11 protein-coding genes are annotated in these 25,540 nt (G+C 73.9%); 9 read left to right on the top strand and 2 right to left on the bottom strand.

The window, feature by feature from the left end; all coding sequences use genetic code 11:
• Positions 1-45: 45 nt before the first annotated feature.
• The gene (locus tag ACH4TL_RS33145; protein ID WP_398323452.1) at positions 46-13,884 is read left to right on the top strand and encodes a type I polyketide synthase; all 13,839 of its coding nucleotides are present in this window, start codon (positions 46-48) and stop codon (positions 13,882-13,884) included.
• 228 nt (positions 13,885-14,112) lie between these two features.
• Complete coding sequence (locus tag ACH4TL_RS33150; protein ID WP_398323450.1) at positions 14,113-15,954, top strand: TerD family protein; 1,842 nt, start codon at positions 14,113-14,115, stop codon at positions 15,952-15,954.
• A gap of 66 nt (positions 15,955-16,020) precedes the next feature.
• On the opposite strand, the gene ACH4TL_RS33155 is transcribed toward ACH4TL_RS33150, so the two are convergent.
• Positions 16,021-16,428 carry an MmpS family transport accessory protein gene (locus ACH4TL_RS33155; protein WP_398323448.1) on the bottom strand — a complete coding sequence of 136 codons (408 nt, stop codon included), beginning with the start codon at positions 16,426-16,428 and terminating at the stop codon, positions 16,021-16,023.
• A gap of 96 nt (positions 16,429-16,524) precedes the next feature.
• Positions 16,525-17,049 carry a hypothetical protein gene (locus tag ACH4TL_RS33160; protein WP_398323446.1) on the bottom strand — a complete coding sequence of 175 codons (525 nt, stop codon included), beginning with the start codon at positions 17,047-17,049 and terminating at the stop codon, positions 16,525-16,527.
• A gap of 141 nt (positions 17,050-17,190) precedes the next feature.
• On the opposite strand from ACH4TL_RS33160, the gene ACH4TL_RS33165 reads away from it, so the two are divergent.
• From ACH4TL_RS33165 to ACH4TL_RS33195, 7 genes are all read left to right on the top strand, one after another.
• The gene (locus ACH4TL_RS33165; RefSeq protein ID WP_398323444.1) at positions 17,191-18,327 is read left to right on the top strand and encodes an AAA family ATPase; all 1,137 of its coding nucleotides are present in this window, start codon (positions 17,191-17,193) and stop codon (positions 18,325-18,327) included.
• Entirely contained in the window at positions 18,311-18,736 is a 426-nt protein-coding gene (locus tag ACH4TL_RS33170) for a nucleotide pyrophosphohydrolase (protein WP_398323442.1), read from the top strand. Before ACH4TL_RS33165 ends, ACH4TL_RS33170 begins: the two co-directional genes overlap by 17 nt.
• Positions 18,737-18,868: 132 nt before the next feature.
• On the top strand, positions 18,869-19,354 hold the full coding sequence (locus ACH4TL_RS33175) for a DUF6099 family protein (protein WP_398323440.1): 486 nt from the start codon (positions 18,869-18,871) through the stop codon (positions 19,352-19,354).
• An 18-nt stretch (positions 19,355-19,372) separates the two neighbouring features.
• Entirely contained in the window at positions 19,373-20,296 is a 924-nt protein-coding gene (locus ACH4TL_RS33180; protein ID WP_398323438.1) for an LLM class F420-dependent oxidoreductase, read from the top strand.
• A 56-nt stretch (positions 20,297-20,352) separates the two neighbouring features.
• Positions 20,353-21,264 carry a homocysteine S-methyltransferase gene (mmuM, locus tag ACH4TL_RS33185; protein ID WP_398323436.1) on the top strand — a complete coding sequence of 304 codons (912 nt, stop codon included), beginning with the start codon at positions 20,353-20,355 and terminating at the stop codon, positions 21,262-21,264.
• 34 nt (positions 21,265-21,298) lie between these two features.
• Positions 21,299-22,909: a 3' terminal RNA ribose 2'-O-methyltransferase Hen1 gene (locus ACH4TL_RS33190; protein WP_398323434.1), complete on the top strand. Its 1,611-nt coding sequence runs from the start codon at positions 21,299-21,301 to the stop codon at positions 22,907-22,909.
• Positions 22,906-25,527, top strand: a complete 2,622-nt coding sequence (locus ACH4TL_RS33195; protein WP_398323432.1) for a polynucleotide kinase-phosphatase — start codon at positions 22,906-22,908, stop codon at positions 25,525-25,527. Before ACH4TL_RS33190 ends, ACH4TL_RS33195 begins: the two co-directional genes overlap by 4 nt.
• Positions 25,528-25,540 lie beyond the last annotated feature (13 nt).

Raw genomic sequence — 25,540 nt, forward strand, 5'->3', positions numbered from 1 at the left:
AGAACAACGAGTTGAGGGATCGGTGCCGTGAGCCGAGGCGAGTCCATGTCCGCGTCCGCTGAGCGATTCCAGGAGCGGGAGCAGAAGCGGGAAACCGCCATCGCGGTGGTGGGCATGTCCTGTCGGCTGCCGTCCGCGGCGGATCCCGCACGGTTCTGGCGGCTGCTGACCGGCGGGACGAGCGCGGTGTCGCAGGTGCCGCCGGGCCGGTGGGACAGCGGGGCCGCGGCCTCCGGGGAGACCGGCTGGGGCGCCTTCCTGGACGAAGTCGACGGTTTCGACGCGGAGTTCTTCGGGATCTCTCCACGTGAGGCGCGGGCCATGGACCCGCAGCAGCGGCTCGCGCTGGAGCTGGGCTGGGAGGCACTGGAGGACGCGGGCCTGCCGCCGGCAGCGGTGCGCGGCGGCGACACCGGGGTGTTCATCGGGATGACCGCGGACGACTACGGCGCGCTGGACCGGCTCAGGGGAGCGGCGGCGATCGGTCATCACACCCTGACCGGTCTGAACCGCGGCATGGCCGCGAACCGGCTGTCCTACTTCCTGGGACTCCGTGGGCCGAGCCTGGTGGTGGACACCGGGCAGTCGTCGTCCCTGGTGGCGGTGCATCTGGCGTGCGAGAGCCTGCGGCGCGGGGAGTCGGCCACGGCGCTGGCCGGCGGGGTGCAGCTCAATCTCATCCCCGACAGCGCGGTGGCCGCGGCCCGGCTCGGCGCACTGTCCCCGGACGGCCGCTGCTTCACCTTCGACGAGCGTGCCAATGGCTATGTGCGCGGCGAGGGCGCGGGGATGGTCCTGCTCAAGCCCCTGGCACGGGCGTTGGCCGACGGTGACCGGATCATGTGCGTCATCGAGGGCAGCGCGGTCGGCAACGACGGCCCCGGCGACGGCCTGACCACCCCCGACCCCGAGGGACAGCGGGCGGTGCTCCGGGCGGCGTGCGAGCGCGCGGGCGTCGACCCGGCCGCGGTCCAGTACGTGGAGCTGCACGGAACCGGCACCCGGGTGGGCGATCCGGTGGAGGCCGCGGCGCTCGGGGCGGTGTACGGGGCGGGCCGTGCCGAGGACCGCCCCCTGCTGGTCGGTTCGGCGAAGACGAACGTGGGACACCTGGAGGGCGCGGCGGGCATCGTCGGCCTGCTGAAGGTCGTGCTGTCGCTGTGCAACGGCGAACTGCCCGCGAGCCTGAACTTCGCACAGCCCAATCCGCGGATCCGCTTCGACGAGTGGCACCTGGACGTGGTGACCGCCACCCGTCCCTGGCCCTACCGCGACGGCCGTGCCCTGGCCGGAGTGTCCTCGTTCGGCATGGGCGGCACCAACTGCCACCTGGTGGTGTCCGCCACCGAGCCCACGACCCGGGACACGTCCGCTGCGACGGCCCCCGGCGCGGGCACGGCGGACAGCGCCCTCATAGTGGGCGGCACCGTGCCGTGGCCGCTGTCCGGCCGGACCCGCGACGCGCTGCTCGCTCAGGCCGGCCGCCTCGCCTCCCATCTGGCGGAGCACGACCGGCTCGACCCGGTGGACGTGGGCTTCTCCCTGGCGACCACCCGGACCACCTTCGACCACCGCGCCGTCGTCCTCGCACCGGACCGGCAGGCTGCCCCGGGCGCGGGTGCGCCGGACGCGCTGGTGGCGCTGGCCGACGGCGAATCAGCGCCGGGCGTGGTGCGGGGCGTCGCCGATGTCGAGGGCAGGACGGTCTTCGTGTTCCCCGGGCAGGGGGCGCAGTGGGTCGGCATGGGCGTCCGGTTGATGGCGGAGTCCCCGGTGTTCGCCCGGCGGCTCGCCGAATGCGCCGCCGCGCTCGCACCCCATGTGGACTGGTCGCTGCCGGAGGTGCTGCGACAGGCCGAGGGGGCGCCGTCGCTGGAACGGGCGGATGTGGTCCAGCCCGCCTCCTGGGCGGTGATGGTCTCCCTCGCGGCGGTATGGCAGGCCCACGGAGTGCTCCCGGACGCGGTGCTGGGCCACTCCCAGGGAGAGATCGCGGCGGCGTGCGTGTCCGGTGCGCTCTCCCTGGAGGACGCGGCCCGGGTGGTGGCCCTGCGCGGCCAGGTCATCGCGCGCCGCCTGGCGGGGCGGGGCGGCATGCTGTCGGTGGCACTGCCGCGGACCGAGGCCGAAGCGCGGCTGCGCCGCTGGGACGGCCGGGCGTCGATCGCGGCGGTCAACGGGCCGGGTTCCGTGGCGGTCTCCGGTGATCTGGAGACGCTGGACGAGCTGTACAAGGAGCTGTCGGGCGCCGGTGTGCGGGTGCGGCGGATCGCGATCGACTACGCCTCGCACTCGGCCCAGGTGGAGCGGGTGCGCGACGAGATGACGGCCGCGCTGGAGGGCATCGTCCCGCGCCGGGCCGAGGTGCCGTTCTTCTCCACGGTCACCGGCGGGTGGCTGGACACCACCGGGATGGACGCCGGGTACTGGTACCGCAATCTGCGGGGGACCGTCGGCTTCGAACCGGCCGTCCGGGCCCTGCTCGGTCAGGACCACCGGGTCTTCGTCGAGGTCAGCTCCCATCCGGTGCTGACCGCCGCGGTGCAGGAGGTCATCGACACGACCGACGGCGAGGCGCTCGCCGTCGGCACGCTGCGCCGGGACCTGGGCGGGGCCGACCGGTTCCTGACCTGTCTGGCGGAGGTGTACGTCCGCGGTGTGCCGGTCGACTGGCCGCGGCTGTTCACCGGGACCGGCGCCCGGCGGGTGGCCCTGCCGACGTACGCGTTCCAGCGGGAGCGGTACTGGCTCCAGGAGCCCGCAGGCGATGCCACGGCGCGGGAAGGCGTTCCGGCCGCGACGGCGGGGACGCCCGGACACGCCACTGATGCGCAGCCGGAGCGTACGGCACCGGAGCGTATGGAACCTGGGCGTATGGAACCTGGGCGTACGGAATCCGGCACCCCGTGGACCCGCGCCGACCTGGGACGGCTGGTCCGCGCGGAGACGGCTGTGGTCCTGGGTTTCGCCGCCGCTGACCGGGTGGATCCGGCGCGCACCTTCAAGGAGCTGGGCTTCGACTCGGCGATGACAGTGGAGCTGGCGACCCGGCTCAAGACCGCGACCGGACTGCCGGTGCCCAACACCGTGCTGTTCGACCACCCCACGCCGGACGCGTGCGCGGACCATCTGACCACGCGGCTCACCGGCCAGGCGACCGGCGACGTGCCGCCCGCACCCCGCCCCGCCCCGGAGGACGACCCGGTGGTGATCGTGGGCATGGCCTGCCGCTACCCGGGCGGGGTGACGTCGCCGGAGGCGCTGTGGGACCTGGTGTCGGGCGAGGCCGATGCCATCTCCGACGTGCCCACCAACCGGCGGTGGGCCCCGGCGACCGGCAGGCCGGGCGGGTTCCTGTACGACGCGGACCGCTTCGACGCGGCGCTGTTCGGGATCTCCCCGCGCGAGGCGGAAGCCATGGACCCACAGCAGCGGCTGGCCCTGGAGGTGAGCTGGGAGGCGGTGGAACGGGCCGAGATCGCCCCGTCGTCCCTGCACGGCAGCGGGACCGGGGTGTTCCTCGGGGCGATGGCCCAGGACTACGGTCCGCGACTCCAGGACGGCTCCGGCGCCGCGGAGGGCTATCTGCTGACCGGCACGTCGCCGAGCGTGCTGTCCGGCCGGGTCGCCTACGCCCTGGGGCTGCGGGGGCCCGCGCTGACCGTGGACACGGCGTGCTCGTCGTCCCTGGTGGCGCTGCACCTGGCGGCGCAGGCGCTGCGCGGTGGCGAGTGTTCCCTGGCGCTGGCGGGCGGTGTCACCGTCATGTCGGAGCCCGGGATCTTCGTGGAGTTCGCCCGGCAGGGCGGCCTGTCGCCCGACGGCCGCTGCAAGGCGTACGCGGAGGCGGCGGACGGCACCGGCTGGTCCGAGGGGGTGGGCGTCCTGGTGCTGGAGCGGCTGTCGGACGCGACCCGGCACGGCCACCAAGTGCTGGCGGTGCTGCGCGGATCGGCGGTCAACTCGGACGGCGCGTCGAACGGTCTGACCGCGCCCAGCGGAATCGCGCAGCGGCAGGTGATCGGCCAGGCCCTGTCCGGCGCCGGGCTGGCCCCGGCGGACGTGGACGCGGTGGAGGGGCACGGCACCGGTACCCGGCTGGGCGACCCGATCGAGGCCCAGGCGCTGCTCGCCACGTACGGACAGGACCGGGACCCGGACCGTCCGCTGCTGCTGGGGTCGCTCAAGTCCAACATCGGGCACAGCCAGGCGGCCGCCGGTGTCGCGGGCGTCATCAAGATGATCCTGGCGATGCGGCACGGCGTACTGCCCAGGACGCTGCATGTGGACGCGCCGTCGTCGCAGGTGGACTGGTCGGCCGGCGCGGTGGAACTGCTCACCGGGGCCACCCCGTGGCCACCGGCGACCCGCCCGCGCCGCGCGGGCGTGTCGTCCTTCGGGATCAGCGGCACCAACGCGCATGTGATCGTCGAACAGCCACCGCGGGACCGGCCCGAGCGGCCCACCGCACCGCCAACGGCCGGGTCGCCGGGGCGGGTGCGGCCCGCCGTGGCGCCCTGGCCGGTCTCGGCGCGTACCGAGGCCGCGCTGGACGGGCAGCTGGACCGGCTGACCGCCTTCGTGTCCGACACCGGCGCGGCGGCCCCTGATGTCGGCTTCTCCCTGGCCACGACCCGTTCCGAGCTGGAGCACCGCGCCGTCCTCCTGGCCCCGACGGACACCGCCGGGGATCGCATCAGTCGGCCCGTGAAGGTGGCCGAGGGCATGGCGGGCGACCCCGGCCCGGTGGCGCTGCTGTTCGCCGGGCAGGGCGCCCAACGGCTCGGCATGGGGCGTGAACTGCACGCCCGCTACCCGGTGTTCGCGGCGGCGTGGGACGAGGTCTGCGCGCTGCTGGACGGCGAGCTGGAACGACCGCTGCGCGAGGTGGTGTTCGGCGACGACACGGAGGCGCTGAACACCACCGCGTACGCCCAGCCCGCGCTGTTCGCCCTCGAAGTGGCCCTGTTCCGGCTGGTGGAGTCGTGGGGAGTGGCGCCGGATCTGCTGCTCGGGCATTCGGTCGGGGAGATCGCGGCCGCCCACGTGGCCGGTGTGCTGTCCCTGTCCGACGCGTGCACCCTCGTCGCCGCCCGCGGCAGGCTGATGCAGGCGCTGCCGGAAGGCGGGGCCATGGTCGCGCTGCGGGCCACCGAGGACGAGGTGGCGCCGCTGCTCACCGGCTCCGGGGACCGGGTGGGACTCGCCGCCGTCAACGGACCGCGGGCGGTGGTCGTCTCGGGGGACGCCGACGCGGTGGCGGCCGTCGCCGACCACTTCGCCGCCGACGGCCGCGAGATCACCCGGCTGCGGGTCAGCCACGCGTTCCACTCGCCACTGATGGCACCGATGCTGGCGGACTTCCGCGCGGTCGTCGAGGGCCTGGCCTTCGGCGAGCCGCGTACCCCGATCGTCTCGACCGTCACCGGTGAGCGCATCGACCCGGAGCGGATCGGCAACCCCGACCACTGGGTGCAGCATGTCAGGCTGACGGTGCGGTTCGCCGACGCGGTCGGCGCCGCGGCGCGGGCCGGCGCGCGCACCTTCCTCGAACTGGGCCCGGACGCCACCCTGTCGGTGCTGGCCCAGGACGCCCTGCCCGACCTGGCGGACGTGGAGGCCGTGTCCCTGCTGGGCAAGGACCGTGGCGAGGAGTCCACGGCGGTGACGGCCGCCGCCCGGTTGTACGTGCGGGGCGTACCGGTCCGCTGGGCCGAACTGTTCGCCGGTACCGGCGCGCGGCGCATCGCGCTGCCCACGTACGCGTTCCAGCGGGAGCGGTACTGGACCGCACACGTCGGCGGGACGCCGGCGGCCGGTGCGGTCCCGGCGGGGCTCGGCGGTGTGCGGCATCCGCTGCTCGACGCGGCCGTCGAACTGCCCGGGACCGGCGGTCTGCTGTGCACCGGCCTGCTGTCGGTGGCGGCGCTGCCGTGGCTGGCCGACCATGTGGTGGCCGGGCGGACCACCTTCCCCGGCGCCGGATTCGTGGAGCTGGCGGTACGGGCGGGCGACGAGGTCGGCTGCGCCCTCGTCGAGGAACTCACCCTGGACGCACCGCTGATGCTGTCCGGCCAGGACGAGGGCGACGTACGGATCCAGGTGGCGCTCGATGGCCCCGGCGACGACGGCCGACGCACCCTGAGCATCCACTCGCGGCCCGCCCACACGCGGGACGCGCCATGGACCCGGCACGCCACGGGCAGGCTCGCGCCGGGCGCCCCCGCGGCCGCCGCCGATAACGGACGGGCGTGGCCGCCCGCGAACGCCGTACCCGTCGATCTCGACGGCTTCTCCGAGCGGTGGCGCGCCGCCGGGCTCGCCCACGGACCGGGGCTCCGGGGGGTCCGGGCGGCCTGGAGGGTCGGCGACGAGGTGCTGGCCGAGGTCGCCCTGCCCGACCGGCTCGCCGACGAGGCCGACGCCTTCGGCCTCCATCCCGCGCTGCTGGACGCGGCACTGCACCTCGCGTCGCCGCTCGTGCTCGACGGCCCGGACGGCGGGCGGCTGCCGTCGCTCTGGTCCGGGGTGTCCCTGCACGCCGTGGGCGCTTCGGTGCTGCGGGTGCGGATGAGCAGGACGGGCGACGACACGGTCACGCTGACCGCCGCTGACACCGCGGGCGATCCGGTGGTGACCGTGGGCACGCTGACGCTGCGTTCGCCGGACGTCCACCCGGAGGCGGCCCCGGCGGCCACGGCGGGACGGCCGCTGCTGCGCCTGGACTGGCTGCCCGCCCCGGTGCCGGACACCGGTGGACATGATCCGGTGGCGACCGGGGAGGCCGTGCTGGTCCCGGTCACCGCGCCCGCCGGTGTGCCGGTGCCGGAGGCGGTACGTACCGTCACCGCGTCCGTGCTCGACACGCTGCGGCACCACCTGGCTGACGACGCGGCCGAGGCCGCCCGCGGCGGGCCCTCCCGGGTGGTGTTCGTGACCCGGGGAGCGGTGGCCACGGCACCCGGGGCGGCCCCCGACGTGGTGGCGGCCGCGGTGTGGGGGCTGGTGCGGTCGGCCCGGCAGGAGAGCCCCGGCCGGTTCGTACTGCTCGACCTGGACCCCGCGGACGGCGGGGATCCGGTGTCGGCCGCCGCGGCGGCACTCCGCGCGGCGCCGGACCACGAAGAGCCCGAACTCGCGCTGCGCGACGGCGAGTTGCTGATGCCGCGCCTGGCCCCCGTCGACGCCCAGGACCCGGTGGCCCCGGACCCGGTATGGGGTGGCGACGGCACCGTACTCATCACCGGCGGCCTGGGCGGTCTCGGCGCGCTGGTCGCCCGGCACCTGGTCACCGCGCACGGGGTGCGCCATCTGGTGCTGGCAGGCCGCCGGGGCGCCGACACCGAGGGCGCCGGGCAATTGCTGACCGAGCTGGCCGGGCAGGGCGCACGGGTGACGGCCGCCGCTTGCGATGTCGCCGACCGCGCGGCCGTGGCCGCCCTGCTGGCGGAGATACCGGGCGAACACCCGCTGACCGGTGTGGTGCACGCCGCCGGTGTGCTCGACGACGGACTGGTCGCGGCGCAGAACCCGGACCGGCTGGACACGGTGTTCCGGCCGAAGCTGGACGGCGCGTGGCATCTGCACGAGCTGACCCGTGACCTGGACCTCCGGGCGTTCGTGGTGTTCTCGTCGGTGTTCGGCGTCCTCGGTAACGCGGGGCAGGCCGGTTACACCGCGGCGAACGCGTTCCTGGACGCGCTGGCGTGGCGGCGGACCGCCGAAGGGCTCGCCGGTCTGTCCATCGGCTGGGGGCCATGGCCCCAGGACAGCGGGATGTCCGCCACGCTGAGCGCCGCGCAGCTGCGGCGGATCACCGGGGCCGGGCTGCCGACGCTCTCCCTCGACCAGGGACTGGCCTGGTTCGACGCCGGGGGCGCGGTCGCCGAGGCCGCCGTCGTCGCCGCACCCGTGGACCGGGCCGCCCTGCGCGCACGGGACACCGTGCCCGCCGTCCTCCGAGGCCTGGTCCCCGCCGGGACCGCCCGTCGGGCCGCCGCCACCGGGGTCGGCTCCGGCCTGCCGACCGGGCTGACGGCAGACCAGGCACGGGACGCGCTGCTGCAGTTGGTGCGGGAACAGGTGGGTTCGGTGCTCGGGCACGCGGATGCATCGGCGGTCGCGAGCGGGCGGACGTTCAAGGACATGGGCTTCGACTCCCTGACCGCGAGTCAGTTGCGGAACTCCTTGCGGAAACGGACGGGGCTGAGCCTGCCGTCGACCCTGGTCTACGACCATCCGACACCGGACGCCCTGGCCGGTCGCCTGTGGACCGAGCTGTACGGCGCCGGTGAGCGGGTCGTCGGGCCCACCGAGCCGGTCCCGGCGGCGGGCCGGACGGCCGGGGCGCCCGAGCCGGAGCCGATCGCGATCGTCGGAATGAGCTGCCGGTTCCCCGGCGGGGTGCGCTCGCCCGAGCAGCTGTGGGAGTTGCTGGCCGAGGGTGTGGACGCCACCTCTCCGCTGCCCGCCGACCGCGGCTGGGGTCCGGGGGTGTACCACCCCGACCCGGACCGTACGGGTACGACCTACTCGGCGGCGGGCGGCTTCCTCGACGGCGCGGCCGAGTTCGACGCGGCGTTCTTCGGCATCTCCCCGCGCGAGGCGGCCGCGATGGACCCGCAGCAGCGGATGCTGCTGGAGCTGGCCTGGGAGGCGTTCGAACGTGCCGGGATCGACCCCGCGTCCCTGCGGGGCAGCGCGACGGGCACCTTCGTCTCGGCGACCGCCCAGAGTTACGGCGCGGGCGTGTCCGGGGACACCGACGGATATCAGCTCACCGGCACCCTCCCGAGCGTGCTGTCGGGCCGTCTGGCCTACCTGTTCGACCTGGGCGGCCCGGCCGTGACGGTGGACACGGCCTGCTCGGCGTCCCTGGTCGCGCTGCACATGGCGTGCCAGTCGCTGCGCTCGGGTGAGAGCACCCTCGCCCTCGCCGGTGGCGCCACGGTGCTGGCAGGACCCGACACGCTCGTCTCGCTGAGCAGGCACCGGGTCATGGCGCCCGACGGGCGGTGCAAGGCGTTCGCCGAGTCGGCGGACGGCATGGGCATCGCCGAAGGCGCCGGTCTGGTGGTGCTGGAGAGGCTGTCGGACGCGGTCCGGCACGGCCACCCGGTGCTGGCCGTCGTCCGCGGGTCGGCGGTGAACTCCGACGGCGCCTCCAACGGGCTGACCGCGCCGAGCGGACCGGCCCAGCAGCGGGTCATCCGGCAGGCCCTCGCCAACAGCGGCCTTCCGGCGTCCGATGTCGACGCGGTCGAGGCACACGGAACCGGCACCGCGCTGGGCGATCCGATCGAAGCCCATGCGCTGCTGGCCACCTACGGCCGGGACCGGGGCGGCAATCCGCCGCTGCTGGTCGGCTCGGTCAAGTCCAACATCGGACACACCCAGGTGGCCGCCGGTGTCGCGGGCGTCATCAAGATGGTGATGGCGATGCGCCACGGCGAACTGCCCAGGACACTGCACGTCACCGAACCGTCCTCCCGCATCGACTGGGACTCGGGCGCGCTCCGGCTGCTGACCGAGGCCGCGCCGTGGCCCGACCTCGGGCGGCCGCGGCGGTGCGCGGTGTCGGCGTTCGGAATGAGCGGGACCAACGCCCACGCCATCCTGGAACAGCCCCCGCGGACCGTCGGCCGAACCCCGCTCGCGGATCCCGCGCACGACGGGCCGGTGGCATGGCCGCTGTCGGGCAAGTCGGCCGGGGCACTGCGCGCCCAGGCCGCGAAGCTGCTCGCGCACCTGGACGGCCATACCGGAACGCGCCTCGTGGACATCGGGTATTCGCTGGCCACCACCCGCGCCGCGTTCGAGCACCGGGCGGTGCTGGTGGGCGACGACCGGGCGGAGCTGCGCGGGGCCCTGGCGGCCCTGGCCGACGGCACTCCGTCTCCGGCCGTGGTGCGGGGCACGGCGGGAGAGCCCCGTCCGGTGGTCTTCGTGTTCCCCGGACAGGACGCGGCATGGGCGGGGATGGGGGCCGAACTGCTCGATGTCTCCCCGGCCTTCGCCGACGCCGTCGCCGCGTGCGAGGCGGCCCTGGCCCCGTACCTCGACTGGTCGCCCACCGGTGTGCTGCGCGGCGAGCCCGGCGCTGCTCCGATGGACGGGCGGCCCGATGTGCTCCAGCCCGTGCTGTGGACCGTCATGGTCTCGCTCGCCGCCCTCTGGCGCTCGTTCGGCGTCGAACCGGCAGCCGTGATCGGACACTCCCAGGGCGAGGTCGCCGCCGCCTGCGTCAGCGGCGGTCTGTCGCTGGACGACGGCGCCCGTGTGGTGGCGCAGCGCAGCCGGCTCATCCGGGAGCGCCTGTCCGGGCGTGGCGCGATGATGTCGGTGATGGCATCGCCGGAGCGGGTACGGGAGTTGCTGGACGGAACGTCGGGCGAGGTGTCGATCGCGGCGGTCAACGGACCGAAGACGGTGACGCTCTCCGGCGATCCGGCCGCTCTCGACGAGGTCGAACGCCGCCTGTCCGCCGCCAGGATCATGCGCTGGCGGCTGGCCGGGGTGGATTTCGCCGCCCACTCGGCGCACATCGACGAGATCGAGGCCGAACTGCTCCAGCTGCTGGCGCCGGTGCGGCCCCGCCCCTCGGAGGTGCCGTTCTACTCCACGGTGACCGGGAACCGCCTGGACACCGAGGAGCTGGACGCCCGCTACTGGTGCCGGAACCTGCGGCGGACCGTGTCCTTCGCCGAGACGATGACGGCTCTCGTACGCGAGGGCCACGGGGTCATGATCGAGGTCGGCCCGCATCCGGTGCTCGCGGTCGGCACCAGCGAGATCATCGAGCACGCGGGCAGCCCGGCGGTCACGTTGGGCACCCTGCGCCGCGACGACGGCGGATGGGACCGTGTGCTGCGCGCCCTCGGGGAGGCCCATGCCCACGGCGTGTCCGTCGACTGGAGCACGGCGCTGTCCGGCGGCCGCACGGTGGACCTGCCCACCTACGCCTTCCAGCACGGGTCCTACTGGACGGCCCCACCGGCCCCGCCCGCCCCGACTGCCACCACGCCCGAGCGCTCTGCCGACGAGCCGCTGTGGGACGCCGTGGACCGGGGCGATGCCACCGCGGTCGCCACGCTGCTCGGCCTCGAAGCCGCGAACGCCGAACACGCCGAACACGCCGAACACACCGAGTACGCCGACTACAAGGGCGCGCTCGACGTGGTGCTCCCGGCGCTGTCGGCGTGGCGCAGGCGGCGGGACGAGCACACCCTGACCAGCGCACTGCGCTACCGGACGGTGTGGACACCACTGCGGGTCCCCGCCGCCCCCGTACTCACCGGAACATGGCTGGTACTCACCACGGACGGCATCGACGACACCGATGTGGTGTCCGCGCTGACCGCACACGGCGCCCAGGTGCGGCGGGTGGTCCTCGACGGGGCCTGCACCGACCCCGGGGCGCTGGCGGACCGGCTCGGCGACGCCGGAATCGACGGCGCGGCCGGAGCGCTGTCGCTGCTCGCCGCGGCCGAGGAGGCGGACCGCGGCGAGCCCGTACTGCCCGCGGGCCTGGCGCTGTCCGTGTCGCTGATCCGGGCGCTGATCGCGGCCGGTGCCGAGCTGCCGCTGTGGACGGTGACCCGAGGCGCGGTCTCCACCGGGCAGGACGACCCGGTGCGCAACCCGCGGCAGGCGATGGTCATCGGGCTCGGACGCACCGCGGCCGTGGAGGCGACATCGCTGCGGGGCGGGTCGGCCGACCTCCCGGAGCGGCTCGACCCCGAGGCGGCCGGGCGGTTCGCCGCGCTGCTCTCGGCGGGCCCGGGGGAGGAACAGGCGGCGGTGCGCTCCTCAGGAGTCCTCGTAACGAGGTTGGAGCGGGCCGCGGCACCGGCCGGCGCCCCCGGCACCTGGACGCCCGACGGCACGACCCTGGTGACGGGCGGTACCGGAACGCTGGGCGGCCGGGTCGCCCGCTGGCTGGCCCGGCAGGGAGCCGGGCACCTGGTGCTGATGAGCCGGAGCGGCCCCGAGGCGCCGGGCGCGGCCGAGCTGGTGGCGGAGCTGACCGCCCGGGGGACGAGCGTCGAGCTGGTGCGGTGCGATGTGACCGACCGGGACGCCGTGGGCGCGGTGCTCGACCAGCTCTCGGCGGACGGCACTCCGGTGCGCGCGGTGGTGCACACGGCGGGGACCCGCGTCCTCGGACCACTCGGCACGGCGGACCTCGCCCAGGTCGCCGACGCGGTGCACGCGAAGGTCGCGGGCGCCGCCCACCTCGACGAACTGCTCGGCGACACCGGCCTGGACGCCTTCGTGCTCATCTCCTCGCTGGCCGGTGTCTGGGGCATCGGCAACCACGCGGCACAGGCGGTCGCCGACGCGTATCTGGAGGCCCTGGCGGCACACCGCCGCGTCCGCGGCACCCACGCGACGGCGATCTCCTTCAGCCCCTGGGAGGAGGCCCGCCCGCGGATGAACCAGCAGGACGGCGAGCAGCTCATCCGCGGCGGAATGGCCTTCCTCGACGGCGACCTGGCCCTCGCCGGACTCGCCCAGGCGCTGCATGAGCAGCGGACCGCGCTGACGGTCGCCGACATCGACTGGGAGCGCTATCTCCCCGTCGTCACCGCGGCCGGTTCCCGCCCGCTCTTCAGCGAGCTGCCTGAGGCCCGGTCCCTCGCCGCGCCCGCGGCCCGGGGCGGCGACGACGCGTTCGCGGTGCGGTTGCGGAGCCTGCCGACCGGGGAACGGCGGCGCGGCCTCCTGGACCTGGTGCGCGGCGAGGCCGCCGCGGCACTCGGCCACTCCTCAGGCGAGGCGATCGGCGAGCACGCCGCGTTCCGCGACCACGGCATGGACTCGCTCGCGGCGGTCGACCTGCGCAACCGGCTTGCCGCGGCGATGGACACGCCACTGCCCAGCACCGTCGTCCTCACCCACCCCACCCCGGCCGACCTGACCGACCATCTCCTCGACCACCTCGCCGCGCCGCCGGCCGAACCCGGCGCCGCCTACAAAGCCCCGACGGACGACCTGGTCGTCCGGTTCCACCGCGACGCCGTGCGGACGGGCCGCGTGAGCGAGGCCGAAATCCTGCTCCACGACCTCGCCGCCCTCCGCCCCAAGGGCGCCGGGCCCCTCCCGCCCACCGTGGACCGGCTCACCACCGGCACCTCGGGCACCCACGTGGTCTGCGTGGCCCCCATCGTGCCCCTCACCGGGCCCCACACCTACTACGCGCTCGCCCAGGCGTTCCCCGAGGACTGGTCCCTCTCCTGCCTGACGCCTCCGGGTTTCCGCACCGACGAGGAACTGCCCGCCACCCGGGAAGCGCTGGTCGAAGGGCTGGCCCGGGCCGTGGCCGAGAGCACCGGCGGCGACACCACCGACCCGGTGATCCTCCTGGGCACCTCATCCGGCGGCATCCTCGCCCACGAGACCGCCCGGTACCTCGTGGACCACGGCACCCCCGTACGGGCGGTCGTCCTGGTGGACACCTACATCCTGGAATCCACCACCGCCCGGGCGCTCCAACCCCACCTGTGGCACGGGCTGTACGAACGCGAGCACCTCACCGACGGCTACACCGCCACCGACCTGTCCGCCTACGCCTGGACGGCCCGGCTCCTGCACACCTGGACCCCCACCCCGACCCCCTTCCCGACCCTGCTCCTCCGCGCCGCTGACCCCTTCCCCGTACCGCGCGGGACGGACACCCCGGTGCCGGACGACTGGCAGACGACCCTTCCCCACGTCACCACCACCCGCACCACCGCGGGCAACCACTTCACCCTCATCAACCAGCACGCCTCAACTGCCGCCGCCCACATCGCCGACTGGCTCACCGGGGAGGGTGGTGGCCAGAGCATCGAACCGGATCACCGGCCAGCGGCAGTGCCGCTCGGCGATGCAGGCCCTGGGTGACGTGCCATGCCCGCCTACAGCCGGACGAGTTGTGGCCGGTGACCGGGCCCCGGCTGCGTGAGCCGGGGCCATGGCACGTCGAGGGCACCGGTCATCCGCAGAAACCCAACCCGGCTGGCCTTTTGCGGAACCATCACGAAGATTCCCCCATGCGTGCGAAGATCCCACTCTGCCGATATCACCGCGGAGGGGCGTGCCGCCCGCCGCACCCGGGGGAGGGGACCTGGTATGGCCCTGCTGTCGTCGAGCCCGAAGTGGCCTGCCCTGCCTGACTACTTCCACGATTGGGCGCTGGTGGACGTGGAGACGTCCGGGCTGAGGCCCGGCCGGGACCGCGTCCTGTCCCTCGCGGTCCTCACGCTGGATGCGCACGGCCAGCAGACCGGAGAGTTCTCCACCCTCCTCAACCCGGGCTGTGACCCCGGCCCCGTGCACATCCACGGCCTCACTCCCGCCCGTCTCGCAAGCGCCCCCACCTTCGAAGAGATAGCGCCGCAGGTGGGCGCACTCCTCAGCAGCCGCATCCTGGTCGCCCACAACGCGCAGTTCGACTACGACTTCCTGGCCCATGAGTTCGCCCGCGTCCGTTCCTGGGTGCCCGTCAGCAGACGCCTGTGCACGCTGGCCCTCAACCGCCTGGTCGGGCCCGCGACACCCGATCTCAAACTGGGCACTCTCGCCGCGCACTATGGCGTGCGTCAGAAGCGAGCCCACGACGCGCAGGACGACGTACGGGTACTCGCCGGCATCCTGCGGGGCTCACTGGGCGCCGCCGAGCAACTGGGCCTGTCCTTGCCCCTCCTGGACTGCCCGCCTCGTCAGGACTACAGGCCCTACGTCCCCAAGACCCCCTGCGCCTTCCGTAATCCGGGTCGTCTGGAGCCGGGAAGGCCGCTGGTCCAGGGCATGAAGGTCGCCATAAGCGGAGAGACCCGGGTCGCCCGTGAGGAACTCGTCGCCCGCTCGGTGGCAACCGGGCTGAACGTGGTGACATCGGTCAGCCGTCAGACCAGCGTCCTCGTCGCCAACGACCCCGGCGCCGCATCGGCGAAACTGCTTCGTGCCGCGGACGAGGGTGTCCTTCTCGTGGACGAGTCGACCTACCTGCGGCTGCTGGAGAACGTGCGGCCAGGCCAGGCCAAGGGTGCCGCTCGCGACAGCACCACCAGGCAGCGCCGCGCGGCCGGGACGCCCGCCCGTACGGCGACCGCACAGCCGGAGCTCACGCCGAACGTTCCGGCACGGCGTACGGCTTCCATTGCCACGGGCGATCAGGCGTTGGCCGGGCGCAGGGTCCTGGTCCTGGGCGGCACTCATGAGCAGGCAGCCGAGGCGCGCGCTCGCGCGGTCGCCCTTGGCGCCTCCGCGGCGGTCAACCTCTCGGCCAGCGTGACCGACGTCGTGGTGCTTCCCGGCGGTGAAGCGGACCGGCGCAGAAGCCGGATCGCCGCCCTCGGCCTGCACGTGCACGACGCCGACTGGCTCCTCGATCCCGCCCCGGCGCCCACGTCGCCACAGACTGCGGCCGAGTCCCAGCCGGACATCACCGAGGTACTGATCCGAGGAGCCGTCATCGACCTGCCCGACGCAGACGCCGCCTGGACGGTGGCCGCGACGTGGGGACAGCACACCGCCTGCGACGTGGACGTCGTCGCCTTCGCGCTCGACGCGCATGAGCAGGTGCCGGGCGATGAGGACTTCGTCTTCTACGGCGCGCCCGAACACCCGGACGGCACCGTACGGCTCGCCACGGGCGGCCCGACGGAGCAGGCTGTCACCGCCGAGCTGGAGCGCTTGCCCCTGGAGGTCCGTAAGGTCGTCATCGCCGCAGCGATCGACGGTGCCGCAACGTTCTCCGATGTCGGGGCCGTCGAGATCACCGCCACGTGCGGGGTCGGCGCGGCCCCGACCGCCCGGGCCACTCTTGATGCCGCCACCACCGAGCGCACATTGATCCTCGCTGAGATCTATCGCCGAGGCGACGGCTGGCGGCTGCGTGCCGTCGGGCAGGGGTACGACCATGGCCTGGCCGACTTGGCCCGCGGCTACGGCGTCGACGTCACCGAATGAGCCTGGTCGTGACGCTCGTGCCATGGTCTACAGGGCTGTCGGCTGGTGGGCGCGGGCCTGGCTCGGCTAGGAACCGATCGGCGACTCCCCGACGCAGCCACCGGCCTTGATCAGGGACTCGCCCTTCTCCTCGGCGATGACCTTGCCCTCGTGCAGGATCCTGCAGCTCACCGATGGGTCGGTGGAGACCGGCATCACCGCCGACGGCATGATGCCGCGCAGCGTCACCGTCTTCTTCCAGGGCAGCGAGGGCTTCTCCACGGTCGCGGTCTTGGGGCTCGTGGCCTTGCCGCCGCCCCCGTGGAACTCGATCGAGTCGACGTTCTTCCCCGTCACCTCGTAGGTGACCTCGTACGTCTGGTCCACCACCTTGTCGACGGCGTCGACCTCCTGCTCCTCCGTGCAGGAGGAGAGGCCGAGGGCGAGGCCGGTGAGGGCGATGGACGAGATAGTGGTGCGTACGGCGCGATTCATGCGCGATCCCCCCGGACCTCAGAAATCAGACGCCGTAGCTCATCGCAAATGGAAGGTAAAGTCAAGCCGTTGTGCGGGGGCGCGGTACGGCTGTGGCTACGGGTCCTGGAGGGACGTCTTCGCGGTGTCGACGAAGTCCCCCAGGGTGGCCCAGAACGGGCTGTAGGCGTCGTTGAAACGTCGTATCGCCTCGGGGTCGTCGGCGGCCATGGCCGCAAGCGAGCGGTGGAACCGGCCGGTCGATTTCTGGAGCTTGTGGGCCGCCTCGCCCACGGTGGCGGGACCCTCCAGTTCGACCACGCGCGCACAGTGCCGCAGCCTCCCGTAATGGTCGCGCTCGCGTTCCAGTATTTCGTCGAGCAGGGCGGGGCGGCTCCGGAAGTCGCCGTTGCGCTGGGCGGCGGAGATCTCCCAGTAGAAGTCGCCCATGCGGTGTACCTGGTCGATCAGCTCCAGGTACGCGGTCCGCCTGCTGTCGCGCAGCCGCTCCGCCTGCTGGGCGCGGGCCGCGGTGTCGGCCTGGATCTGGGCGGCGCGGGTGTTGCCGCGGCTGGTGACCCAGCTGGCCAGGACGGCGGTGCCGCCGGTGAGGGCCGCGATCCAGAAGGTGCTTTCAGTCATGGTGGAGATCCCCCGTCGCTGCCCCGTTCACTGTGCGCCCTTCCCTTCGGTCATCTTCGGCCACGGTCACCATCCCCCGATCGTAGGAAGATACGGAAGGAGTAACGGTTCGGCGGTATGCGCCACAGATATGTTCCGGGCATGAGCGCATCCGGGCTGCGGCCCGCCGTGACCGAGTTGAGGCTGTCCGCCTTCAAGACCCATCGACGTGCGGTCTATTCGCTGGGGCCGCTGACGCTGTTCGCCGGGCCGAGCGGAAGCGGTAAGTCGGGGGTGCTGGAGGCGTACGGGGCGCTCGCGCGCCTGGCGGGGGGCGCCCGGCTCGCGGAGGTGTTCTGCGAGCCCGCGTCGTACATCCCGCGCCGGGCGCGGCCGGACCGGCAGGGGCGTCGGGGGTTCCGCATCGGGTGCACCGTGGACGGCCCGGTGGGGCCGGTGCGGCTCGATGTCGCCGTACAGGCCGAGCCCGAACTGCGCATCGTGGGGGAGCGGTTGACGGGGGCGGGGGAGACGCTGCTGGAGACGGCGCTGCGCGATCCGGAGCGGCGCTGCGTCCAGGCCGCGTGGCACACCGCGGGGGCGGTGGCGGTCACCCGGGCTCCGCTGCCGGACGACCGGCTGGCTACGTCGCTGCTGCCGCTGCGGGTGGCGGGCATCACCGAGGGGCAGCGGCTGGCGCTGGCCGCCGCCGAGCAGGTGGTGATCGCGCTGCGTTCGGTGTTCGCCTGCGATCCGCGGCCGGACCGGATGCGGGCACCGGCGGCGCCGCGCGACGGGCGGCTGCGCGGGGGCTGCGAGAACCTGGCGGCGGTGCTGCGGCGCACCAGCCGGGAGTGCGTCTCGCGGCACGCGGCGCTGGTCGCGGCGGTGCGGGCGGGGTGCGCCGGGCCGGTGGAGGGCCTGGTGACCGAGGGGTCCGGGGGCGGCGAGGTGCGGGCCCTGGTGGAGCAGGGGGAGCTGGGCGCGATGCCGGTGGAGCGGCTGGGCGACGGGGAGTTGCGCTATCTGGCGCTCGCGCTGGTGCTGCTGACCGGGCCGGGGGTGCTGGCGATGGACCCGGCCGCTGACGTCCTCCCCGCGCGGCAGGTGCTGACGGTCCTGGCGGACGGTTTCGACCGCTGCCTGGACCGCCGGCAGGCGCGGGAGCTGCTGGGGGTGGCGGTCCGGATGTGCGCACGGGGGCACATCCGGCTGGTGGGGACGGTGGGGGACGTGACGGGGGCGGTCGGGGACGCCCCCGTCACGGTGGTAAACCTGGAGCGTGAGCGAGTCTCTTGAACCCCAGCCCGCTGAGCCCGGACGCGGTGCGCGTGCCGCCGATCATGAGCGGCGGTCCGACGGCCTTGATGTGGCGGGCCTCCAGCACAGGCTGGCGGCCTTCGCCGCGGTGCGCGACTGGCAGCAGTACCACACCCCGAAGAACCTGGCGGCGGCGCTGAGCGTCGAGGCGTCGGAGCTGGTGGAGATCTTCCAGTGGCTGACGCCGGAGCAGTCGGCGCGGGTGATGGCGGAGCCGGGGAAGGCGGCCCGGGTCGAGGACGAGGTCGCCGATGTGCTGGCGTATCTGCTCCAGTTCTGCGAAGTGCTGGGGATCGACGCGCTCGCCGCGCTGGCCGCGAAGATCGACCGCAACGAGGGCCGGTTCCCGGTTCCGGCGCCTGGAGGGCCCGTTCGTCACTCTCCGTAGTGATTAAGTTATCCACAACGCAACTGTTGTCAACAGATTCCTGAATTCCCCTAGCTTTTCGGCCTGTTAGCCATCACTCTGGGTAGTGGAGGAGTGACGGGTGCGGAAAGTCCGTTGAGAGGGGTTCGGGGCATGGACGCGATGCGGCTGATCGGTGTCACCCGGCACGCCCTGGCGAAGGCCGGGGGCGTGCATGACATCGTGGCCGAGGCCTGGCAGGTCCAGGCGCTGGCGGAAGCGGTCGGCGGATACTTCATGGTGAGCGGCCCGGCGGCGGCGCGGGCGGAGGCGCGCGGCCTGTGCGAGGCGGGCGGCAGGGCGCGCGGGGCCCTGTTCCACCCGGCGCTGCACCACCCCGCGCTGCGCGGCGGGGGGTTACGGGCGGCTCAGCTGTCGGAGGTGCGGGACCCCCGAGGCGTGCTGCTGGCGCTGGGGGATCTGCTCGCGGAGGCGGGATTCGCGCTGGTGGGCGTCGCCTCCAGCACGGAGGAGGAGGCGCTGTACTGGCAGTGCGTCGAGGCGATCGACGCGGCGGACGAGGCCAGGGACCGGGTGCACGGGATGCTGGGGCATCTCACGGGGCTGGAGTGGGGTGGGGAGTGGGGTGGTGCGGCATGAGAAGGCAGGATGGGGTGCATGGATCTCCGCATTTTCACCGAGCCCCAGCAGGGGGCGACCTACGAGACGCTGCTGTCCGTCGCGAAGGCCACCGAAGACCTCGGGTTCGACGCCTTCTTCCGCTCCGACCACTATCTCCACATGGGGGATGTCGACGGGCTGCCGGGCCCGACCGACGCGTGGCTCACCCTGGCCGGGCTGGCCCGCGAGACCAAGCGGATCCGGCTGGGCACCCTGATGACCGCCGCCACCTTCCGGCTGCCGGGCGTCCTCGCGATCCAGGTCGCGCAGGTCGACCAGATGTCGGGTGGACGAGTCGAGCTGGGCCTGGGCGCGGGCTGGTACGAAGGGGAGCACACCGCGTACGGCATCCCCTTCCCGAAGGAGAAGTTCGCCCGGCTCGAGGAGCAGCTGGCCATCGTCACCGGCCTGTGGAAGACGCCGGTCGGCGAGACCTTCAGCCATGACGGTGCGCACTACCAGCTCACCGACTCGCCCGCGCTGCCCAAGCCCGCCCAGGGCCGGGTGCCGGTGCTGGTCGGCGGCCAGGGGCCGACCCGGACCCCGCGGCTGGCCGCGCGGTTCGCGGACGAGTTCAACATGCCGTTCGCGTCGGTCGAGGACAGCGAGGCCCAGTTCGGCCGGGTGCGGGCGGCCGCCGAGGAGGCCGGGCGCAAGGGCGACGACCTGGTGTACTCGAACGCGCTGATCGCCTGCGTCGGCAAGGACGACGCCGAGGTCGCCCGGCGGGCCGCGGCGATCGGCCGCGAGGTCCCGGAGCTGAAGGAGAACGGGCTGGCGGGCTCCCCGGCCGAGGTGGTCGAGAAGATCGGCCGCTACGCGGAGGCCGGGGCGTCCCGGATCTACCTCCAGATCCTGGACCTCGACGACCTCGACCACCTCGAGCTGATTTCATCCCAGGTCCAGGCCCAGCTGGGCTGACCGGCCGCCGGGCCGACCGAGCCGCGAGGCTCACCGAACCACCAGGAGTACCCGTGATGTCCGTCCCACCCACGCCACTCGCCACCGCTCTGGACGGCGGGCCGCTCGTCCTCGACGGCGGCCTGTCCAACCAGTTGGAGGCCCAAGGCTGCGACCTTTCCGACGAGCTGTGGTCGGCCCGGCTGCTCGCCGACGACCCGGGGCAGATCGAGGCGGCGCACGCCGCGTATGTGCGGGCGGGCGCACGGGTGCTCATCACCAGCAGCTACCAGGCCACCTACGAGGGCTTCGCCCACCGGGGCGTGGCCCGCGAGGACGCCACGGCGCTGCTGGGTCGCAGCGTCGAGCTGGCGCGCGGCGCGGCCGGGGCGGCGGAGGGCGACCCGGTGTGGGTGGCGGCCTCCGTCGGGCCCTACGGAGCGATGCTGGCCGACGGCAGCGAGTACCGGGGGCGGTACGGGCTGAGCGTGGCCGAGCTGGAGCGGTTCCACCGGCCGCGGATCGAGGCGCTGGTGGCTGCCGGGCCCGATGTGCTCGCCCTGGAGACGGTGCCGGACGCCGAAGAGGCGGCGGCCATGCTGCGGGCGGTCGAGGGCTGCGGGGTGCCCGTCTGGCTGTCGTACAGCATCGCGGGGGAGACCACCCGGGCCGGGCAGCCGCTGCGGGACGCGTTCGCCCTCGCCGCCGGGAACGAGCAGGTGATCGCCGTCGGCGTCAACTGCTGCGAGCCGGGCGACGCGGACCGGGCCGTGGAGATCGCGGCCGAGGCCACCGGAAAGCCGGTGGTGGTGTATCCGAACAGCGGAGAGGAGTGGGACGCGGCGGCCCGTAGCTGGCGCGGGCGCTCGACCTTCGACCCGGCGCGGGTGAAGGCGTGGCGGGATGCCGGGGCACGGCTCATCGGCGGCTGCTGCCGGATCGGTCCGGACCGGATCGCGGAGCTGGCGGGCGTGGTGGGAAACCATTAGGTAAGGGGGCGCGCACCCGGCGATACTCGGACGGGTGTTCTTGACGATTACGACCACCGGCACCATCGAGCGCCCCGCGACCGATCTCGGGTTTCTGCTGCACAAGCACCCCGACAAGGCGCAGCGGTTCTCGACCTCCCATGGCACCGCGCACGTCCTCTACCCCGAGGCGGACGCCGAGCGCTGCACGGCGGCGCTGCTGCTGGAGGTCGACCCCGTCGCGCTGGTGCGGCGGGGCCGGGGCAAGGGGCGGGGCGGCGCGCCCGACTCCGCGCTCGCCCAGTACGTCAACGACCGGCCGTACGCGGCCTCCTCGCTGCTCGCCGTCGCGCTGAGCGCCGTCTTCTCCAGCGCCCTGAGGGGACAGTGCAAGGCGCGGCCCGAGCTGCCGGAGCGGCCGCTGCCCCTGCGGATCGAGGTGCCCGCCCTGCCCGCCCGCGGCGGCGCCGCCCTGGTCGAGCGGCTCTTCGCGCCGCTGCGCTGGGCGGTGACGGCCGAACCGGTGCCGCTGGACGAGCGGTTCCCGCAGTGGGGCGACTCGCGGTACGTACGGCTGGTGCTGGAGGGCGAGCTGCGGCTCGCCGACGCGCTGCGCCATCTGTATGTGCTGCTGCCGGTGCTGGACGACGCGAAGCACTACTGGGTCGCGCCGGACGAGGTGGACAAGCTGCTGCGTTCCGGCGAGGGCTGGCTGGAGCGCCACCCCGAGCAGCGGCTGATCACCAACCGCTATCTGGCCCGCCGCGGGTCGCTGACCCGCAGCGCGCTGCAGCGGCTGGAGCTGGCCCGGCTCGCGGAGACGGACGACGCAGAGGTGGAGGAGATCGACAACGCGGTGGAGGAGCTTGCCGCCGAACCCGCCGAGCAGGAAGGACACCCGGAGCAGGCGCAGCACCCGGAGCAGACGCAGCACCCGGAGCAGGCGGAGCAGACGCAGCAGGGGGATCCGGTGGAGGAGAGCGTGCCGCAGCCGGTGCCACTGGCCGTGCGGCGGCGCGAGGCGATCCTGGGCGCCCTGCGTGAGGCCGGGGCGTCCCGGGTGGTCGATCTCGGCTGCGGCCAGGGCCAGTTGCTGGGCGAACTGCTCAAGGACGCCCGGTTCACCGAGATCGTCGGTGTCGATGTGTCGATACGCGCGCTGAACGAGGCGGCGCGGCGGCTGCGCCTGGACCGGATGCCCGAGCGGCAGTCGGCGCGGCTCAAGCTGACGCAGGGCTCGCTCGCGTACACCGACTCCCGGCTGACCGGCTATGACGCGGCGGTGCTCAGCGAGGTGATCGAGCATGTCGATCCGCCCCGGCTGCCCGCCCTGGAGTACGCCGTGTTCGGCGCCGCCCGGCCCACGGTCGTCGTCGTGACCACGCCCAACGTCGAGTACAACGTGCGCTGGGAGTCCCTGCCCGCCGGGCAGGTACGCCACCCCGACCACCGCTTCGAGTGGACGCGCGAAGAGTTCCGCGACTGGGCGCGGGCAGTCGCCGAGCGGTACCGCTACGCCGTGGAGTTCCGCCCCGTCGGCCCCGACGACCCCGAGGTCGGCCCGCCGACCCAGCTCGCGCTCTTCCGGCAGGAGGCCGGGGAGACCCGGACGAACACCGGCACGAACACCGGCACGACCACGACATCGAAGGAGGCCGCCGCATGACCGACACCGTCACCTCCGACGCCGTCACGCCCGACCGGCGCAGCCTCGGCGTGCCCGACCTGTCCCTCGTGGTCCTCGTCGGCACCACCGGATCCGGCAAGTCCACCTTCGCCCGGCGCCACTTCCCGCCCACCCAGATCGTCTCCTCCGACGTCTGCCGGGGCCTGGTCTCCGACGACGAGAACGACCAGAGCGCCACCCCGGACGCCTTCGACCTGCTCCACTTCATCGTGGGCAAGCGGCTGGCGGCCGGGCGGCTGACCGTGGTCGACGCGACCAACGTCCAGCCCGAGGCCCGCCGCAGCCTGATCCAGCTGGCGCGCGAGCACGATGTCCTCCCCGTCGCGATCGTCCTCGACATCCCCGAGGGCGAATGCGCGCGGCGCAACGCGGCCCGTCCCGACCGGGCCGACATGCCCGCCCACGTCATCCCGCGCCAGCGCCGCGAGCTGCGCCGCTCCCTGAAGTCGCTGGAGCGCGAGGGGTTCCGCAAGGTGCACATCCTGCGCGGCGCCGAGCAGGCCGACGCCGCGGAGATCGCCATCGAGCGCCGCTACAACGATCTGCGCCACCTCACCGGCCCGTTCGACATCATCGGCGACATCCACGGCTGCCGCTCCGAGCTGGAGACCCTGCTGGGCAAGCTCGGCTATGTGCTGCGCCGCGACGGGCAGGGCCGCCCGGCCGACGCCGTCCACCCCGAGGGGCGCACCGCCGTCTTCGTGGGCGACCTGGTCGACCGCGGGCCGGACAGTCCCGGGGTGCTGCGCCTGGTGATGGGCATGGTCGCCTCCGGGGCGGCGCTCTGCGTGCCCGGCAACCACGAGAACAAGCTGGCCCGCTACCTCAAGGGCCGCAAGGTCCGGATCGCCCACGGCCTCGCCGAGACGGTCGAGCAGCTGGACCGCGAGCACTCCGCGGACCCGGAGTTCGCCGACCGGGCGCGGGAGTTCATCGAGTCGCTGGTCAGCCACTATGTGCTGGACGGCGGGGCGCTGGTGGTGTGCCACGCGGGGCTGCCCGAGAAGTACCACGGGCGCACCTCGGGCCGGGTGCGTTCGCACGCGCTGTACGGGGAGACGACGGGGGAGACCGATGAGTTCGGTCTGCCGGTGCGCTACCCATGGGCGGAGGACTACCGGGGCCGCGCCGCGGTCGTCTACGGTCACACGCCCACCCCGCGGGCGTCCTGGCTCAACAACACCCTCTGCCTGGACACCGGTTGTGTCTTCGGCGGCCGGATGACCGCGCTGCGCTGGCCGGAGCGCGAGATCGTGGACGTCCCGGCCGAGCAGGTCTGGTACGAGCCGGTCCGGCCGCTCGGCAACGAGGCTCCGGGCGGCTCGGACGGCCGTCCGCTGGACCTCGCCGATGTGCGTGGCCGCCGTATCGTCGAGACCCGGCACATGGGCCGGATCGCGGTCAAGGAGGAGAACGCGGCGGCGGCCCTGGAGGTCATGAGCCGCTTCGCCGTCGACCCGCGGCTGCTGGCCTACCTCCCGCCCACCATGGCGCCCGCCGCGACCTCCGCCGAGGACGGCTACTTGGAGCACCCGGCGGAGGCGTTCGCCGCCTACCGCGCGGACGGGGTGCGCCAGGTGATCTGCGAGGAGAAGCACATGGGCTCCCGGGCGGTGGCGCTGGTCTGCCGCGACCCGGAGGTGGCGAAGGAGCGCTTCGGGGCGCCCGACGGCGTGTCCGGCATGGTGCACACCCGCACCGGGCGGCCGTTCTTCGACGATCCGCGGCTGGCCGAGTCCGTCCTCGGCGCGGTGCGCGGCGGCATCGAGGGCGCCGGTCTGTGGCAGGAGCTGGAGACCGACTGGCTGCTGCTGGACGCCGAGCTGATGCCGTGGTCACTCAAGGCCGCCGGGCTGCTGCGCAACCAGTACGCGGCGGTGGGCGCGGCCTCGGGCGCCGTCTTCCCCGGGGTGCTCTCGGCGCTGGAGGGCGCGGCGGCGCGCGGCGTCGAGGTGTCCACGCTCCTCGACAAGCAGCGCGAACGGGCCGTGGACGCGGCCGCGTTCACCGAGGCGTACCGGCGCTACTGCTGGCCGGTCGACGGGCTGGACGGCATACGGATGGCGCCGTTCCAGATCCTGGCCGCCCAGGGCCGCAGCCTCGCCGCGCTCCCGCACGACCGCCAACTCGCCCTGATCGACCGCATGATCGCGGCGGAGAAGCCGGAAGGCGCGGACGGCCGCCGGCTGCTCGCCCCCACCCGCCGCCTGGTCGTCGACACCGAGGACGAGGCGTCGGTGGCCGAGGGCGTGGCGTGGTGGCGGGGGCTGACGGAGGCGGGCGGCGAGGGCATGGTCGTCAAACCGCTCCAGGGCTTCGTCCGCAAGGGCGACGGCCGCCTGGTCCAGCCCGGCGTGAAGTGCAGGGGCCGGGAGTATCTGCGGATCGTCTACGGCCCGGAGTACACCCGCCCCGAGAACCTGGACCGGCTCCGCCAGCGCCACCTCGGCCACAAGCGCTCGCTCGCCCTGCGGGAGTACGCGCTGGGCCTGGAGGCGCTGGACCGGCTGGCCGACGGGGAGCCGCTGTGGCGGGTGCACGAGGCGGTGTTCGCGGTGCTGGCCCTGGAGTCCGAGCCGGTGGACCCACGGCTTTAGCCGTGGGCGGCCC

It is taken from the genome of Streptomyces sp. NPDC021115, from assembly GCF_044333065.1.
Taxonomy (GTDB): Bacteria; Actinomycetota; Actinomycetes; order Streptomycetales; family Streptomycetaceae; genus Streptomyces.